This window comes from Parapedobacter pyrenivorans (assembly GCF_014636865.1).
In the GTDB taxonomy this organism is placed as follows: Bacteria; Bacteroidota; Bacteroidia; order Sphingobacteriales; family Sphingobacteriaceae; genus Parapedobacter; species Parapedobacter pyrenivorans.
On sequence record NZ_BMER01000002.1, the window covers coordinates 491,644 to 507,008 of the forward strand.

Consider the following 15,365-nt stretch of genomic DNA (forward strand, 5'->3'; position numbering starts at 1 on the left):
TAAAAAGCACTTAACAATGATAACTCGATTTGCCACGATAACACGGATCAAGAATGCTTTAGGCCTTCTACTAGCTACTCCCCTGGTCTTTTTTGCCTGTAAGGAAGAGCCCGCACCGACACCCGAGCCGGAGCTTCCCAAGCCGTCGGCGATGTTTACCTTCGAACAGCCGGATGAAGGTGATCCATTTACCTATTCGTTTACCAATGGTGGTGCAAACTATTCGCTGGTACGCTGGGAATTCGGAGACGACAGCGTGTCACTCAATGATTCGGACGCCCATACGTTTCTGCGGACGGGAGACTTCCGCGTAACGTTACGTACCGAAAACGAACAAGGCTTCTGGGCGGAAAGCGAAACGATGATTTCAATCCATCCGGATAGCCTCATCGAGGTGGCTACCGCCCCGCAACCCGATGGGAGCCTCGATCTTTCGGTAAGCTCGGACATCGCCATCGACAGTGTTTTCTGGTATAAGGGCGTGGGTATCGGCGGCGAATTTCTCACCAATGATAATCAGCTGAATATCGCGGTAGACCGCGGTCAGTTTGCCGACTATACGCTCCGGGTGAAGACACCAAACGGCTCCATTGCGGAGATTTCCCGGCTGCTTACCGACTTGGGCGTTGTGCGCGACGTGACCGGCAATGGCATTTTAACCGTATCCCGCGATAACGACGGCGGTAAGTTTGCCGGTGAAGGTTCGTTGAAGCTCACCGACAACGATACGCAGACCAAGTTTTTGCAATTCAACTTCGCCGGTGATCTCACGTGGACACTAGACTTCTACGAACCCCTTATCCTTGGGGCTTACACATTTACCTCGGCCAACGACGTACCGGATCGCGACCCGAAAAATTGGAAACTGGAAGGCTCTATGGATAATGAAAACTGGACATTGCTCGATGAGCGGACTGACGAGGCGTTTGAGGCACGTTTCCTGACGAAGACGTACACGTTCGAAAACAGTACAGCGTACCGGTACTACCGCGTATCGGTGACATCTGTAGTGGCAGGCGGGCTATTTCAGTTGGCCGAGTTTAGAATATTGCAGTTGCCGCAGTAGTTAAGCCTAGCCCACGCCCCGGCCTTAAGATTACTCCGGTATGGCTTCGGAACTCCTCCTGGACTCCATCTGCACTCCATGTGGCTCCGACTGACCTCCGTGTGGCGCCGCCAGTAGGAGCGCAGAATGAGTACATGGAGATAGCATTAAACTCCGAAGCGGACACCAGGCGACCTTCAATAGCATCCGGTTCCAATCCCTGCCCCAGGTTTGCCGTGCACCCTTCGGTAAAGTGTCGTCTTTTGGCGTCTTCACCGACATATTCACGGGCATCACAGGGACAGGGCAGGATTTTTCTCATGGTACGAATATGCTTCAACAGGTTAACGAATCTAATTTCGTTCTCCAATTTATTTTTGTAGGTTTGGGGATACCTAATAAAACACCAGATTATGAAAAGTTCCCTCAACCCTACTGAGGTCGCCAAGATCCGGCACCTGCATTGACGACCTTACTTTTCCGTCTAAACAGTATTTTGGGGAAATTAACATGACATGAAGACGATTATAACATCATTGTTGTTGCTAGTTGCTCAGTTTGCATTTTCGCAAAGCAGATCAGCTTCTTGGTTTCAAAAAGAAATTGGCAACCTAGTTATGTGTAAAGTTGACTACGAAAAATACAGAAGTTTTGCTGAATCTGATCCAGACCGATACGAAGAAAAGCGAGACTCTTCTTATCAAGAATACCTTGGCCAGATCGATAAGATTAAACGCAATGCGGAGCAATTCTTAAAATACATTGATACGGCGGCAAACGACCCTGAACTAGTGGAAAAAACTTTACCTTACATTCATGTAAATACTACATTGCCCTTTGACCCGAATGCATACATTATCTCAAGGCACGATCTGCTGAGAGTTATCAAGTACAGCCTATTAGAACGAGATGACACGATGTTACCTGAGCGGTTGGACGATATTCCGATTGCGATAAAGCGAGACCGTTACAAACCCTTTAAACCTCAATCCATAGAAGACATAACGAAAGACAGGATAAAGACTGAAAACAACTGATGTAGCTAGGCGTTAGCCAATTCATAGCAGATGTCGGGAGAAAGCACGAAGAAAAGCCGGAATAACGAATTACCTAACCCTCATTAGCAATACTTTTCGTATTTTTGTGTGTACCTTTGGTTTTTTCCATAGTTGAACCGCGACAGTGGACGAAATGTGAGGAAGATCAAGGGGAAATAAAATAAGGAGGCATTATGGTATCGGAAGCGAGGAAACTACATGTAATCGAAGAAGTGCTAAAAATCAAAAGTGATGATACATTGTCGGCCCTTGAAGATTTTTTACGTAAGGCAAAGATTAAAAGTAAATCGAAGCCTAAAAGATCTGCTTTCGCCGAATTCTCGGGGATATGGTCAAAAGAAGAAGCCGAAGAGATAGAGCGGGCAATTAAAGAAGGATGCGAAACCATACATCCAGATGACTGGAAGTAACATCATTCTCGACACCAATATCGTCATCGAACTATTTAAAGGTAATCCCGATATTATCAAACAACTCGGAGATTTACCTTTAGTTAAGGTGCCTAGTATTGTTTTAGGAGAATTATTGCTTGGAGCCTATCGGTCATCCAATCCAAACAAACACTTATCGCAAATTAATGGCTTTTTAAAGAAATGCGAGCTCATTGGCACGAACGCGAATACCGCGGACGCTTATGCTTTGGTAAAAACTGACTTGCTAAACAAGGGTAAACCAATACCTGAAAACGACATTTGGATCGCCGCGATAGCAAAGCAATACAATTTAACGCTAGTAACATCCGATGCCCATTTCAGGCAGATAGAAGGTCTAGTCATTGAAAATTGGTAAACCTCAACATATTAATCCATCCGACCCGTTTTACGACGCTTCGCTAGACGGTGTATCTACATGCTGGGGAGCATCGGGCTTCGGCCCTTTATTCCGTCTCTTGAACGGTCGCTTTTTCTTTTTCTTCTGGCTATCGGGCTTCTCATCGGTTGCAGCAACTGTAGTTCCACCTTCTGGGTGTGCTGCTTTCGGCGCTTGATGATGCTTCGACTTCCCCCCATGACGTTTTCTATTGGGTTGGTTTCCCCGCCTCCGCTCATGGTGATCCGGAACTTCGGCAGCAGCCTCGATTCCTTCCGGCAGCGGTGCCTCCTCCACTTTCCGTTCCATCAACCGTTCAATGGCCAAAAACCGCCGGCTGTCGCGGCTATTTACAAAGGTAATGGCTGTACCGGTACGCTCGGCACGAGCTGTCCGGCCAATCCGGTGGATGTAGTCTTCGGGATCGGGCGGTACATCATAGTTGACCACCAAATCGATGCCCACCACATCAATTCCCCTTGAAAGCACATCTGTACCAATCAATATGGGTAATTGCTTATTTCTGAAACGCAAGAGAATCTGTTCGCGTTCCTCCTGCGCCAAATCGGAATGGAAGGGTTGTACCGCCAGTTCTAATTTGCTCAATTCCCTACCCAGGCTTTTTACTTTCTCCTTGGTGGATGAAAATACAATTACACTTCGGAAATCACCACTTTGGAGGATTTGCTTCAACAGCGGCGTCTTCTGATTATCCCCTACCCGGTATTGCTGCTGCACGATGCCTTGTGCCGGCTGGGATATGGCGATATTAACTTGCTTGGGATCTTTCAAGAGCGTTTTTGCAAATGCCCGGATCTTCGGCGGCATCGTCGCTGAAAAGAGCATCGTTTGCCTTTCGGAGGAAACTTCGCGGACAATCCGGTTGATGTCATCCTTGAACCCCATATCCAACATGCGATCCGCTTCATCAAGTACCAGAAATTTGATTTCATTCAAGCGGACAATGCCTGAACTCATGTGGGCAATAAGCCGCCCGGGCGTTGCAATGACAATATCCACACCTTCCCGCAATGCCTTTCGCTGTTGCTCATAACCGATACCATCACCTCCACCATAAATGGCCATGGACGTAATTCCCGCGAAATAAGCCAAGCCCTCCACCTGTTGATCGATTTGCATGGCCAGCTCGCGCGTGGGAGCCAATACCAAGGCACTGATGGTTGGTCGCTGCTCCATACGGCATATGGCATCCATCACCGGCAACAAATAGGAAGCCGTCTTGCCTGTACCCGTTTGCGCACAGGCAATCAAATCATGGTTGCTTTGGATAATCGGAATGGTTTCGGCCTGTATTGGTGTGGGCGTCTTGAAGCCCATGCTCGCTAGGCCTTCAAAAAGGTTGATGTCGAAGTTAAAATCGCTAAATGTCAAAGTATGTGAATTAATTCAATGCAAATGTCGATGCAAAAGTACACAATTCTCGCTTATTATTTTTTACCTTGATTCGGATGCACAAGCAGGAGAACATTTTACATTATCCATCCGGCTGACCCATTTAGTATAAATGTCAAATTTTCGTTAATAAACGGTTTAGGCACTTATTTTCCACAAATAATGTTTTCCTTTGCCGACCGAATGAACGTTCAATTTGATAATACCGCTGAAAAAAAATGTGCCATCTTCGGAAGCACCTTACGTTTGGTTCGTGCGCATGGTTTCCATGGCAGCCCAATCAGCCAGATCGCCCAGGAAGCCGGTGTGGCAACGGGTACCATCTATCATTACTTTTCGTCTAAAGATGAATTGATCCTGGAACTGTTCTGGCATTGTAAACATAAGATTGTCAAATCGATGTTTAAGGACGAGGAAGCCCAATTGCCCTATCCCCAACGTTTTGTTACGATATGGACGAACTTGGTGCGTTTTTACATCGATCATCCAGCAGTACTGAGCTTTATGGAACAATTCTTTTCGTCGCCGTATGCAACGTCCATCTTTGGAAAAGGGAGTGGCGTGCAAATGCAAGACGAAATGTCCAGGTTCTTGAAGCAAGGTATCGACAAGGGCTATGTGAAACCGCTAGATATCAATATCCTGAGCGCGGCTTTCATCGGCACCGTAACAGCAGCGGCGAAGCGACACATCAGTGGCCACTATTCGTTTGACGAGCATGCCATGCATGAAATGGTGGCTATCATTTGGGATGGCATTAAAAAATAATTATTTCAGACGCAAACAAGTTATGTACAATAAAAACTCGAGAAATCTTTTGGCCACGATGGTTACGCTCCTATGGACTATCCCATTTGCTGTTGGCCAGGAAACGCAACCTGCTCTACCTGCAAAAGCCACATTGGCTGATGTGGTTAATTATGCCCTAGAAAACCGTCCTTCGGTGCAGCAAGCGACCATCGATGAAGAAATCGGTGAACGCGAAATCGCTTCAGCGTTGTCGGCTTGGTTTCCACAGATCAACGCTACGGGCACTTACAATTACAATGTTAAAATCCCAACCAATGTCATCGGTGGGAATGTGATTCAGCTCGGCCAAAAACATGCCAGCGCGGCTGTCTTGCAGGCCGATCAACAAATCCTCAACCCGGCGTTGCTACAGGCTTCGAAGGCTGCGAAGTTTATCCGGCAACAAAATGCGCTGAATACCGAAAACAGCCGCATCAATACCGTGGTGGAGGTGAGTAAGGCCTACTATGATATCCTGACCAGCGAGGAGCAATTGAACATCACCCGCGAAAACATCCAGCGCATCCAAAAGCAACTCAATGACGCTAAAGTCCGCTATGAAACGGGGATTGTGGATAAGACCGATTTCAAGCGGGCCCAAATTACGCTGAGTAACACGTTGGCTGATCAAAAGCGGGTGAGCGAGTTGCTTACCTATAAATATGCGTTTTTAAAGGAATTGATCGGGCTGCCTGCCGAACAGACGCTGGATCTTTCATTTGATGGTGCATCGATGGAAAGCGAAATGCTTTTGGATACGACATCGGTATTGGATTTCAACCAACGGGTAGAATACCAACAACTACAAACGGTAAAACAATTGCAACAACTCAATACCCAGTATAATAAATGGACCTTCTTGCCTAGCTTGTCTGCATTTTACAATTATGCATGGGATTTCCGGGGCCCACAGTTTTCCGATGCATTCGGCGAAGCATTTCCCCGTTCGGTATTGGGGCTAACACTCAATATTCCGATTTTTCAGGGCGGCAAGCGCACGCATGAAATCCGCAAATCCAAGTTGCAGGAGACGCGCATAGACTGGGATATCACCCAATTGAAAAACCAGATCAATACGCAATATGAAATGGCCATGGCCACATACCAAGCTAACCTTAACGACTGGCAAGTTGCTCGGGAAAATGTCGTACTCTCCGAAGAGGTGTACAACACGATCAAATTGCAATATGACGAGGGTATCAAAACTTACCTGGACTTGATGACGGCGGAGACCGATCTACGTACGACACAAATCACTTACCTCAATGCGCTTTTTTCCGTACTGGCCGGCAAGCTGGACGTTCAGCGTGCGTTGGGTATTATCCCATCCGAGAATTAATCCACATGAAAAGATCTCATACAACTACGAATACCGTGACCATGATCAAGACAAACACTACGAATATCGCTGCCATCCTCTTGATAGGTGCAAGTTTGATGGCCGCTTGCGGCAACAAGCAGCAACAACAAAACCGGGCCGCAGGTCCGCAAGCCATACCGGTTTCGACGGCGCCCGTAACCGAAGAAATTGTGGTAGGTACCGAAAATTATCCGGGCACCGTTGTACCGCTTAACGAAACCGAATTAAGGGCCGAGGTGAGTGGCTACATCACCGGCATTTTTGTGGCGGACGGCGCTGCAGTGAGCAAGGGCCAAAAACTGTACGAGATAGACCGTACCCGTTATGAAGCCGCGGAACAACAAGCCAAGGCGGCGCTGGCTATTGCTGAAGCCAACCTTAATCGGGTTAAGCGCGATGTAGAACGCTACCGCAAGCTTGCCGAGCAAGACGCGATTGCCAAACAAACACTGGATTATGCGGAGACTGACCTCAACAACGCAGAGGCGCAGGTAGTGTCCGCTCAGGCTGCATTGGTGACCGCAACGACCAACCTCAACCGGTCCGTAATCACCGCTCCGTTCGGCGGTACCATCGGCATTGCCCAAGTACGCATGGGAGCATTGGTTTCCGCTGGCACCACACTCATCAACAGCATCTCTTCGGTAAGCCCGATTGCGATTGATTTTCCGGTGAGCCAAGCCGATATCCAACGGTTTGCAGAATTGCAGCGCCGGGGAGCAATCGAAAAGGACTCCATCATTACATTAAGCTTACCGGGCGGCACGGCTTATACCCATTCGGGAAGCATCAGTGCAATTGACCGGGCCGTGGATGCCAACACCGGTACCATTACGGTACGTGCAAGTTTTACTAACCCCGACGGCATCCTACGGGCAGGCATGAATGCCAACGTACACATACGCAGCCAATCGGAGACCAAACAATTGGTGATTCCCTATCGTGCAATATCCGAGCAACTTGGGCAAACATCGGTATATGTGCTTACCGACAGCAGTACGGTTGAACAACGCCCGGTACGCCTCGGACTGAAAGTAACCGATCGGGTCGTCATCAACGAGGGGCTTGCGCTGGGGGAAACCGTGGTGACCGATGGCCTGATCAACCTGCGCCCCGGAGCGAAGGTACAAGTGAGCCAGCCCTCCGCGACAAAGTAGGGGCCAATAACGACTATCAAGTATTTAGGACAGAACAAACATGATTTCAGAAGTATTCATAAGAAGACCCGTTACCTCCATCGTTATCTCCATCCTGATTACGTTGATTGGGGTCATTTCGATCACGACCTTGCCTATCAGTCAGTACCCGAACATCTCGCCGCCCACGGTGCAGGTGCAGGCAACCTATACCGGTGCTGATGCGCAAACTGTAGAACAAACGGTAACCACGCTGATTGAAAGTCAGATAAACGGTACGCCAGGGATGCAGTACATGCAGTCGAATAGCACATCGGATGGCCGTGCTTCGATTACGGTCACGTTTGAAGTGGGCACTGATATCGATATCGCAACACTGGATGTACAGAACCGGGTAGGCATCGCCGAACCCGCACTTCCCGAAACGGTACGGCGACTTGGTGTGGTAACCCGCAAGGCCAATACGGATGTATTGATGATGGTATCGTTGATATCGCCCAATGGTACGCGCGACCAGAAATTTCTGGCCAACTATGCCAACCTCTATGTACGCGATGCATTAATGCGCGTAAAAGGAGTAGGAGACGTCATGGCGTTTGGCCAACCTTTCGCCATGCGGGTATGGCTGGATGCGACCAAGCTCTCTAACCTCGGACTCACCCCTGCGGATGTCAACGCCGCGATCCAAGAACAGAATATCCGGATGCCCGGCGGTAGCGTCGGTGCACGGCCACAGGTCGAAACCCAGGTGTTTGAATACCCCGTTATCCTTGATGGCGACCTCGACCAAGAGGAACAGTTTGAGCATATCATCGTCAAAACAAATGCCGATGGATCACTGGTTTACCTCAAGGACGTGGCTCGCGTGGAACTTGGTGAATTTGGATATGCCATCACCAACAAAGTCAATGGCTTAGTCGCATCGGGTATGATGATCAATCAGATGCCGGGCGGGAATGCGGTCGAAACCGCAGACGGTATCTATGCTGCATTGGAGCAGCTAAAAGCGAATTTTCCAAACGACATGGATTACGTGGTCAACTATGAAACGGTCACCGTAGTCCAAGAATCGATCAGCAATGTGCTCCATACGTTGGTCGAGGCCCTGATATTGGTAACGCTTGTCGTGTTTGTCTTTCTGCAAAGCTGGCGGGCTACACTGATTCCCGTGCTGGCCATACCGGTTTCCATTATCGGCACCTTTATTTTCTTCAACCTATTCGGCTTTTCCATCAACAACCTCACCATGCTGGCATTCGTGCTGGCCATCGGTATCGTGGTGGATGACGCCATCGTGGTGGTGGAAGCGGTACAGCATTACATCGACCACGATAAGCTGTCGGCACCGGAAGCCACACGCCGGGCGATGAAGGAAATCACGGCTCCAGTAATCGCCATTGCACTCATCCTCGCGGCGGTATTTGTGCCCGTGGGTTTCATTCCGGGCATGGTGGGACAGCTTTACCAGCAATTTGCCATCACGATCGCCGTTTCCGTTTTGCTCTCGGCATTTGTCGCCCTAACGCTTACCCCCGCGCTGTGTTCGCTCTTGCTTAAACCATCACAATTCAACGAGAAATCGACAGGAGTCAACCGATTGTTTTACAAGTTCAACGTCTGGTTTGAGCGGGTCACCAGGCGGTACTCCAGTGTCGTCAGGGTGGCTATCAAGCGCGCGCCACTGGTCATCATCCTATTGGTCTGCATCTATGTGGGTACCATCGGCCTATTCAACACCAAGCCGACCGGTTTTATTCCTACCGAGGACGCAGGTGTATTTATGATGGGGGTTACCCTGCCCGAGGGTGCATCATCAGAACGGACAGCTACCCTCTTGGACGCGTTGTCTGATTCCATTCGCCGGGAGAATCCTGAAGTCAAAAACGTGATGCGTATCGCAGGCATCAACCTGCTTAACCGATCGTTCAAACCGAACGGAGGTACCTTCTTTGTTCAATTGCATCCTTGGGACGAGCGCACCCGTGCTGCTCCGGAGATCATCGCCGGCCTGCAACAAAAATATGCAGGCTTCCAACAAGCCTCACTCCTACCCGTTTCCCCGCCGGCAATCCCTGGATTGGGTATGAGCGGTGGTTTCTCCATCCAACTCATCGACCAACGCAGCGGTGACGTGAAAGACTTTGAAGCGCAGGTGGGTAAGTTCCTGATGGCAGCTAACCAACGCCCTGAAATCGGCATGGCCTATACGCTTTTCAACTCGAATACCCCCAACTACGAAGTTAAAGTCGACCGGGAACAGGCAAAGCGAATGGGGGTACCGATATCGAATGTATACAGTACCATTTCATCGTTCCTTGGAAGCAGCTATGTCAATGATTTCACGCGTTATGGCAGAAGCTTCCGCGTAGTCACCCAGGCCGATACCGCATTCCGTATGGACATCGCCGATATCAAGAAGCTTTACACCAAAAACCAACAGGGAAATCCTGTGCCGTTGAGCGCCTTGGTTTCGTATGACATCATCGAAAGCCCGTCGATCATCAACCACTTCAACATTTTCCGATCCATCGAAATCATGGGTGGAGCAGCACCCGGATACAGTAGCGGCGATGCCCTGAAGGCGCTCGAAGAGGTGGCAGCGGAGACGCTGGGCGCCGGTTTTTCTTACGAATTTTCGGGGTTAAGCTTGCAGGAAAAGGAAGCGGGCAACATGACCATCATGATTTTTGGCCTATGTATCATATTTGTTTTCTTGCTGCTGGCCGCGCTATACGAGAGTTGGTCTGTACCGTTCTCCATTCTGATGTCTGTACCGCTTGGGATATTCGGAGCCATACTCGTACTCACCTTCCTTCCACGCTTGGACAATAACATTTACGCGCAGATCGGACTGGTGGCCATCATCGGCTTGGCAGCGAAAAATGCCATTTTGATCGTTGAATTTGCGAAAGAGCGGGTAGATATCGGTATGGGGCTATTAAAGGCCACATTGGAAGCCGTAAAACTGCGATTGCGCCCCATTATTATGACTTCCTTTGCGTTCATATTGGGAATTGTACCCCTGATGTATTCGGCCGGTGCCGGAGCTATCGCTCGGCAGACCATCGGCTGGACGGTCTTCGGCGGTATGCTCATTGCGACCCTGCTGGCGATATTCATCGTACCGGTCTTATTCGTACTGATAACGAAATTGGCCTATGGGAAAAAGAAACTGGCCGCACTCCAGGGTACCTACAGGCCCGAAGAGCATGAGGATATGCTTCACACGGATGACGAGGAGGAATAGTTGCGGATTGACCGGTATTGAAAATTGAAAATTAATAGTTGACAATTGGTCATTATTAATATATTTGCACTCCCAAACCCGATCTCGGGTTTTGGGAGTGCCCCGCCCGGATGGCGAAATTGGTAAACGTTGCGGTCTCAGAAGCCGTTGGGAGCAGTCCCTTGAGAGTTCGAGTCTCTCTCCGGGCACACGAAAGTGCGATTCTCTATGAGAGTCGCACTTTTTTATACCTCCTTTTCGTAATCGAATTGGTAATCACCGATATGCTTTTCGCTTGCCTTGATTTTCTTATTTTGCACCACATAGTTAACTATGCCGACCACCAATACCACCGCGGAAATAGCAAGAAATAGGTGTTCGATCACGTGTCCGCCCGGCAATTTCAGGAGTTGGTCTATCGATATACCAGCAACAGCAAAATACATCGCAGTACGTAGAAATGCCAAAAACGTAGATTGATTGGCCATGATGGTCCGCTGGATCGCCAAACGTTCGCGTAAAATCAGATCTTTATTCATTGCTCAACATTTAATCAACCGAGCTACAAACATACTATCGGCACGATGCCGATAGCCCTGCAAAAGCTCCATCTGTTCTAATTCAACTACACCCAAATCTTGAAGGGATGCCACCACCTGTTCATTTTCTTCGGAAAAAACAGAACACGTAATATAAATCAAGGGTTGACCGCGTTTCAGATGTATCGTTGCCTGCGTAGCGATTTGCCGCTGAATGGCAGCAAAGTGCTGGATCGAATCCTCGTCGAACGTGGCAATCATTTCAGGTGTCCGCCCCCAGGTGCCCGACCCGGTGCAGGGCGCATCCAGGATGATGCCGTCAAACTGTTCGCTGCCAAGAATGACCGTCGTATCTTTGGTTAGGTCTAGTACTTTCTGCCGATATTTTCTAACACCGGCCGCTTCAAACCGTTCATCCAAGTTGCGCAGGATACTGCGCCGGATATCGGATACCAACAGGTTCACTTCGGGTGCTGTGTCCAGCAATAAGAGTGATTTCCCCCCTGCGCCCGCACAGGCATCCCACCAGCTTTCACCAGGGGATGCGTCGAAATATCCGCCGGTTTGTTGCGACGAATAATCTTGTATCTCATATTTGCCGGCGATGCTACTGATCTGATCCAACGCGGTACGATTGGGCAGGGCAATGGTATACGCATCAAGAAGCCGGTAACTGATCCCTGCATCGGTCAACGCAGTGATCACTGCAGCTACATGACCCGGCCGCAAACGGATGAACAGATCGGGTTGCGCAAGCAAGGCCGCCGTAAATGCCCCGTGATCGATACCAGCCGACAAATGCCGGTGGAACGGGAATAGTTCTTCCGCGCGAAAGGTCGTATTTGCTTCCAACACCGCTATCTTCTCCGCAATCCCCTCGCGGATATGCGGGTACAAGGCGGGAAGCATGAGCTGTGCCACCGGGCTTTCGTCGCTGCATAGAAACTCGGCGATAGCGAGTCGCATTGCCGTTCCTTCCAGTTTTGCGGCTTTACCTATCCGAAAGTAATGATATACCAATCGGGAGATTGCCCGCCTGTCTTTGGCGCCCATCTGCCGGTTCCGTTTGTAAAATCCAGTCAGGAAACGAGCCAGGGGCATCCCGGGCTCCCGGTTGTATTCAACGAGTAAACGCTCAATCAGTTGGATTTGCTGACCTACTCTTTTCTCCGTAGACATGTGAAAACCGGATTAGTTTAGCGGCCGGAAATCGCCGCTGCCATATTGCAGAATGGAAATGGCATTGTTCACGTAACCCCAAGCGGGATTGTATTCAAATTTAAAGTGATTATGCAACCCCTCATATTCGCTATCGGTAATATGTTCCTTATAGTCTGCGCCGTATTTGGCCAATAAGCCACCGAAGTAATAAGCCGCGTCATAGCCTTTGTAAGCAAACTCCGTAGGCGTCACCCCGAATTCACTCCGGTATTGCTGGTCGAACCTGCGTACCGGCTGCGCTTGCTTATCAATATGGTATGACGTGGTAATGCGGGCTTTAAGTGCGGCTAAGCCATCATCTTCAGCAAAGCCCAATTTCGACCAGCTTGGGTGCCCGAATAACTGGATCTGGTAAGCATGTTCTTCCTGCAGTGCGCGCAATTGAGCCAGGATCGGTGAAATCTGGTACTTATTGGTCGTAGCCAATACCACGAAATTTTTACCCGAAAGGTGCACACTGCTTTCGAGGGTTTCGGCGTCTTGCACAGCCACCATCTTGATATCTCTTTTCAACCGTTGAATTTCTGCCCGCAGTGGCGCTAGAAGCTGTTCACTCGTTGCATCACGTGTCTCGTACAGCAAAACGACATCGCCGCTTTGATATTGTTTTACGATGTGTGCCGCCAACGCCCGCACATGGACAGCGAGCGGTGCCGTGATGGTCACCAAATTAGGCAAATTGAATTCGGACGGCATGCTTGCCGCCAGTGGTGAGATCTGCAGGGCATTATCCAGCGAGGCATTAAAGCCAAACACCTGTATTTCCTTGGGGTACACCGGTCCAACCACCAGTGCCGCATTCTGCACCGCTTCCGCCTTCGCTATGCGGGCGCTTTCGCCCACATCATCCCGTGTATCCAACACATCCAGCTTGAAATTGGTTCCTGCTGCAGCAAGGGCATCCAAGCCCAGCTTGAACCCTTGATAGAAATCCAAGGCCAGCGCCGATCGTTTGATATCCGCCGTGCTCGGTGCGTGCGGATTAGCCTTGTCTAGCTCAAACGGCAGCAAGAGGGCGATGTTTTTTACAGCTACTTTTTCTTTTTCGACAACCTCTTCTTCCGCCTTTTCCTTTTCCGCAGGGACGGCTACCTTTGGCGGCACCTTGTTTCCTGATCCGCGCAATACCCGCACCTTGGGTGTACACCCTGCTAAAAACAGCAATATGGCTAAAACCGTTAGGTATTTACTCCCATTCGATGGTAGCCGGAGGTTTTGAACTAATATCATATACAACCCTGTTTATCCCTTTTACGTGATTGATTATCTCATTTGATATCTTTGCCAGCAATTCGTAAGGAAGATGCACCCAATCTGCGGTCATCCCATCAAGCGAGCCAACGGCACGTAGTGCCACCACATGTTCATAAGTACGCTCGTCTCCCATCACGCCTACCGACTGGACGGGCAGGAAAATCGTACCCGCCTGCCATACTTTATCATACCATCCCGATTCGCGTAGGTTACGCATATAAATATCGTCAGCTTCCTGCAAGATCCGTACCTTTTCGGGCGTGATTTCACCCAATATACGGATGGCAAGCCCCGGACCCGGAAACGGGTGCCTTCCAAGGATACTTGGAGCAACGCCCAATGCTTTACCCACCCGTCGCACTTCGTCCTTGAACAGGGTATTGAGCGGTTCCACGACCTTCAATTTCATGAAGTCCGGCAATCCGCCTACATTGTGATGCGACTTAATGGTAGCCGACGGTCCATTTACGGATACCGATTCGATGACATCGGGATAGATTGTACCTTGTCCAAGCCATTTTACCTCCACACCTTCCGGCAACTCCGCCTGAACCGCATGGGCTGCCTCGTCAAACTCGTCGATAAATGCAGCGCCGATGATTTTACGCTTCTGCTCAGGTTCGCTCACCCCTGCCAATTTGCGATAAAACCGTTCTTTAGCATTTACACCTTTGATGTTTAGCCCCATATGCTGGTACGATTCCAGCACTTGTTCGTATTCGTTTTTACGCAATAGCCCATGATCTACAAAAATGCAATGCAGGTTTTTACCAATGGCTTGATGCAACAACACCGCTGCCACTGTAGAATCAACGCCCCCGGATAAGGCCATGATAACGTGACTGTTACCCAGCTTTTCTTTTAGCGAGGCTACGGTCGTATCGACGAAAGCGTCGGCCGTCCACGAAGACGCACAGCCACAAATATCGATAACGAAATTTTTTAACAACGTCATACCATCCGTGCTGTGGGTCACTTCGGGATGGAACTGGATACCATAGGTGCGGGTATCCTTGATGTGATAAGCCGCTACCTTCACTTTGTCGGTACTGGCGATAATCTCAAATTCCGATGGAATTGCCGAGATGGTATCGCCATGAGACATCCACACTTGGGAGTCGACTGGAATATCAGCCAACAATGGATTACCATGGTCGACAAAGTGCAAATTGGCCCGGCCATATTCACGGATCGTCGAGGCTACCACCTCCCCTGCCGAATGCTGGGCAATATATTGCGCCCCATAACACACGCCCAATAGTGGAAATCTCGCTTGCAGCGAACGGAAATCAATTTGCGGTGCATTCTCCTGGCGTACGGAATATGGACTTCCAGAAAAGATTACGCCCTTTACGGTCGCATCAAACTCCGGAAGATGGTTATATGGATGGATTTCGCAATAAACATTCAACTCCCGCACCCGCCGCGCAATTAATTGGGTATATTGAGAGCCGAAATCAAGGATAACGATTTTTTCTGGCATGGGCCAAAGGTACATATAAGATACGAAATCG

General features: G+C 49.4%; 14 protein-coding genes and 1 tRNA gene. 9 read left to right on the forward strand and 6 right to left on the reverse strand.

What is annotated here, in order from left to right:
* Window positions 1–16 precede the first annotated feature (16 nt).
* Window positions 17–1,066 carry a discoidin domain-containing protein gene (locus tag IEV98_RS13900; RefSeq protein WP_188506594.1) on the forward strand — a complete coding sequence of 350 codons (1,050 nt, stop codon included), beginning with the start codon at window positions 17–19 and terminating at the stop codon, window positions 1,064–1,066.
* Here the strand turns inward: IEV98_RS13900 and IEV98_RS13905 are convergent.
* Window positions 1,041–1,367 (reverse strand): hypothetical protein, encoded by a 327-nt coding sequence (locus IEV98_RS13905; RefSeq protein ID WP_188506595.1) that lies wholly within the window; start codon window positions 1,365–1,367, stop codon window positions 1,041–1,043. The genes IEV98_RS13900 and IEV98_RS13905 overlap by 26 nt on opposite strands.
* 193 nt (window positions 1,368–1,560) lie before the next feature.
* On the opposite strand from IEV98_RS13905, the gene IEV98_RS13910 reads away from it, so the two are divergent.
* The 3 genes from IEV98_RS13910 to IEV98_RS13920 all read left to right on the forward strand — a co-directional run bounded on the left by IEV98_RS13910 (window position 1,561) and on the right by IEV98_RS13920 (window position 2,892).
* Window positions 1,561–2,082, forward strand: coding sequence for a hypothetical protein (locus IEV98_RS13910; RefSeq protein ID WP_188506596.1), 522 nt, complete (start codon window positions 1,561–1,563; stop codon window positions 2,080–2,082).
* Window positions 2,083–2,276: 194 nt separating this feature from the next.
* Window positions 2,277–2,513 carry a hypothetical protein gene (locus IEV98_RS13915; protein ID WP_188506597.1) on the forward strand — a complete coding sequence of 79 codons (237 nt, stop codon included), beginning with the start codon at window positions 2,277–2,279 and terminating at the stop codon, window positions 2,511–2,513.
* Window positions 2,500–2,892, forward strand: a complete 393-nt coding sequence (locus tag IEV98_RS13920) for a type II toxin-antitoxin system VapC family toxin (RefSeq protein WP_188506598.1) — start codon at window positions 2,500–2,502, stop codon at window positions 2,890–2,892. Before IEV98_RS13915 ends, IEV98_RS13920 begins: the two co-directional genes overlap by 14 nt.
* 30 nt (window positions 2,893–2,922) lie before the next feature.
* Here the strand turns inward: IEV98_RS13920 and IEV98_RS13925 are convergent, their stop codons facing one another.
* Entirely contained in the window at window positions 2,923–4,305 is a 1,383-nt protein-coding gene (locus IEV98_RS13925) for a DEAD/DEAH box helicase (protein WP_188506599.1), read from the reverse strand.
* 204 nt (window positions 4,306–4,509) lie between these two features.
* On the opposite strand from IEV98_RS13925, the gene IEV98_RS13930 reads away from it, so the two are divergent.
* The 5 genes from IEV98_RS13930 (at window position 4,510) to IEV98_RS13950 (ending at window position 11,046) form a co-directional block, all read left to right on the forward strand.
* Complete coding sequence (locus tag IEV98_RS13930) at window positions 4,510–5,094, forward strand: TetR/AcrR family transcriptional regulator (RefSeq protein WP_188506600.1); 585 nt, start codon at window positions 4,510–4,512, stop codon at window positions 5,092–5,094.
* Window positions 5,095–5,116: 22 nt separating this feature from the next.
* On the forward strand, window positions 5,117–6,454 hold the full coding sequence (locus tag IEV98_RS13935) for a TolC family protein (RefSeq protein WP_229738764.1): 1,338 nt from the start codon (window positions 5,117–5,119) through the stop codon (window positions 6,452–6,454).
* A 5-nt stretch (window positions 6,455–6,459) separates the two neighbouring features.
* A complete protein-coding gene (locus tag IEV98_RS13940; RefSeq protein WP_229738765.1) occupies window positions 6,460–7,632 on the forward strand; it encodes an efflux RND transporter periplasmic adaptor subunit in 1,173 nt (390 codons plus the stop codon).
* 40 nt (window positions 7,633–7,672) lie between these two features.
* Complete coding sequence (locus IEV98_RS13945) at window positions 7,673–10,858, forward strand: efflux RND transporter permease subunit (RefSeq protein ID WP_188506602.1); 3,186 nt, start codon at window positions 7,673–7,675, stop codon at window positions 10,856–10,858.
* 104 nt (window positions 10,859–10,962) lie between these two features.
* Window positions 10,963–11,046: transfer RNA gene (locus tag IEV98_RS13950), tRNA-Leu, on the forward strand.
* Between the two features lie 36 nt (window positions 11,047–11,082).
* Here the strand turns inward: IEV98_RS13950 and IEV98_RS13955 are convergent.
* The 4 genes from IEV98_RS13955 to guaA are packed head-to-tail and all read right to left on the reverse strand — an operon-like array spanning window position 11,083 to window position 15,334.
* Window positions 11,083–11,376, reverse strand: coding sequence for a DUF202 domain-containing protein (locus IEV98_RS13955; RefSeq protein WP_188506603.1), 294 nt, complete (start codon window positions 11,374–11,376; stop codon window positions 11,083–11,085).
* Window positions 11,377–11,379: 3 nt separating this feature from the next.
* A complete protein-coding gene (locus IEV98_RS13960) occupies window positions 11,380–12,555 on the reverse strand; it encodes an RsmB/NOP family class I SAM-dependent RNA methyltransferase (protein WP_188506604.1) in 1,176 nt (391 codons plus the stop codon).
* A gap of 12 nt (window positions 12,556–12,567) precedes the next feature.
* Window positions 12,568–13,827, reverse strand: coding sequence for an ABC transporter substrate-binding protein (locus tag IEV98_RS13965; RefSeq protein WP_188506605.1), 1,260 nt, complete (start codon window positions 13,825–13,827; stop codon window positions 12,568–12,570).
* The gene (gene guaA, locus IEV98_RS13970; RefSeq protein WP_188506773.1) at window positions 13,784–15,334 is read right to left on the reverse strand and encodes a glutamine-hydrolyzing GMP synthase; all 1,551 of its coding nucleotides are present in this window, start codon (window positions 15,332–15,334) and stop codon (window positions 13,784–13,786) included. The genes IEV98_RS13965 and guaA overlap by 44 nt, the downstream gene beginning before the upstream one ends.
* Between the last annotated feature and the right edge of the window lie 31 nt (window positions 15,335–15,365).

Coding starts and splice junctions, on each gene's coding strand:
- IEV98_RS13900 (WP_188506594.1), top strand. CDS start 17: ATGATAACTCGATTTGCCACGATAACACGGATCAAGAATGCTTTAGGC.
- IEV98_RS13905 (WP_188506595.1), bottom strand. CDS start 1,367: ATGAGAAAAATCCTGCCCTGTCCCTGTGATGCCCGTGAATATGTCGGT.
- IEV98_RS13910 (WP_188506596.1), top strand. CDS start 1,561: ATGAAGACGATTATAACATCATTGTTGTTGCTAGTTGCTCAGTTTGCA.
- IEV98_RS13915 (WP_188506597.1), top strand. CDS start 2,277: ATGGTATCGGAAGCGAGGAAACTACATGTAATCGAAGAAGTGCTAAAA.
- IEV98_RS13920 (WP_188506598.1), top strand. CDS start 2,500: ATGACTGGAAGTAACATCATTCTCGACACCAATATCGTCATCGAACTA.
- IEV98_RS13930 (WP_188506600.1), top strand. CDS start 4,510: ATGAACGTTCAATTTGATAATACCGCTGAAAAAAAATGTGCCATCTTC.
- IEV98_RS13935 (WP_229738764.1), top strand. CDS start 5,117: ATGTACAATAAAAACTCGAGAAATCTTTTGGCCACGATGGTTACGCTC.
- IEV98_RS13940 (WP_229738765.1), top strand. CDS start 6,460: ATGAAAAGATCTCATACAACTACGAATACCGTGACCATGATCAAGACA.
- IEV98_RS13945 (WP_188506602.1), top strand. CDS start 7,673: ATGATTTCAGAAGTATTCATAAGAAGACCCGTTACCTCCATCGTTATC.
- IEV98_RS13955 (WP_188506603.1), bottom strand. CDS start 11,376: ATGAATAAAGATCTGATTTTACGCGAACGTTTGGCGATCCAGCGGACC.
- IEV98_RS13960 (WP_188506604.1), bottom strand. CDS start 12,555: ATGTCTACGGAGAAAAGAGTAGGTCAGCAAATCCAACTGATTGAGCGT.
- IEV98_RS13965 (WP_188506605.1), bottom strand. CDS start 13,827: ATGATATTAGTTCAAAACCTCCGGCTACCATCGAATGGGAGTAAATAC.
- guaA (WP_188506773.1), bottom strand. CDS start 15,334: ATGCCAGAAAAAATCGTTATCCTTGATTTCGGCTCTCAATATACCCAA.